This is a genomic window from Vibrio sp. VP6 (genome assembly GCF_028823755.1).
Classification (GTDB): Bacteria; Pseudomonadota; Gammaproteobacteria; order Enterobacterales; family Vibrionaceae; genus Vibrio; species Vibrio parahaemolyticus.
The window spans coordinates 1-1,025 of the sequence record NZ_JAPEID010000147.1; the positions used below are offsets into that span (position 1 = coordinate 1).

2 protein-coding genes are annotated in these 1,025 nt (G+C 37.9%); both read right to left on the minus strand.

All coding sequences use genetic code 11. The annotated features are described in order from the left end of the window. On the minus strand, positions 1-344 hold a 344-nt coding region (locus OU793_RS24565; RefSeq protein WP_274647910.1), incomplete at its 3' end, for a hypothetical protein. Then, a partial coding sequence (locus OU793_RS24570; RefSeq protein ID WP_274647911.1) for a hypothetical protein occupies positions 313-1,025 on the minus strand: 713 nt, incomplete at its 5' end. The genes OU793_RS24570 and OU793_RS24565, both read right to left, overlap by 32 nt.

Consider the following 1,025-nt stretch of genomic DNA (forward strand, 5'->3'; position numbering starts at 1 on the left):
TCTGTTTTATTCGACGTCCCTTGTTTTGCTATACCACATCTTGGTTTACGTTCTGAAGGTTCTTTTAATACATCTATGTACGAGTAATAATACTCATTACTCGTACCTTTCGATTTTTTAGAACTGTTCTTTTGCAAAGTAACAATGCATTCAGGTGAATGTTCTTTATACTTAAAATGTGACGCTGGTATGTTGGTTTCTTTATAAGAGCTGGGTATTGCAGGCATAAGGCATTTGTCATCTGGACAAATGTAATCATTTTTTTGTATATGCTCGTCATCTAAAGCTCTTAATGCGCTACCATGTACGATTTCATTGCTGTCTTTTTCCAGAGCAATTGTCATCAGTTTTGTCTACTTCCGCTATTCTGAGGTTATTCATGTTGTTTGAATAATACACAAAATTCGTCGGTGGCGTATCTGTTGCATCACAAAAAATGTTGAGACAGCGTTGTATTTTTTCTAATGATTTATCATGGCTAGATAATGAATGGGGGGCTCGTGCTGATAGTTCTTGGTGCGTGATTTTCAGTATTTCTTCTAATGCATTAGGATTGATTTTGTCTTTAATGCCTATATCGGCGAGCGAGCTTATAATGATGTTTACTGAAAAAAAAGCCATGCGATTGAATTCTCTGTAAGCCTCTGAATACAATAGCGTTGGATATGTTTTCGTGATTTGCTTTGTTGCAATCTGATTAACAGTCTTCCAGTACTGCTCATCAATGTTATGACCGCGAGTGAAATACGGGGTAGTGGTCTCTTCCCAATAAGGCCTAGCAATAAAGTGATGGTCCATTTGAGCTATGCACCAATTTACGTCCTCTTGTAATTGGAGTGTCCCCTGGTCTTGCTCTAACTGGATTTTCTGCTCACTTGCTTCTTGCGTTGTAATAACTGGTGCGGCACTAGAATTTATATCTTTCATTAGTTTTTCCTCATCTGGTTTTTCAATAGTGATTATTAATGTCCTATTGCGCTCTACGGGTTTCTTTGAGCATTCGTAAGTGATCGATGTAGAGACGC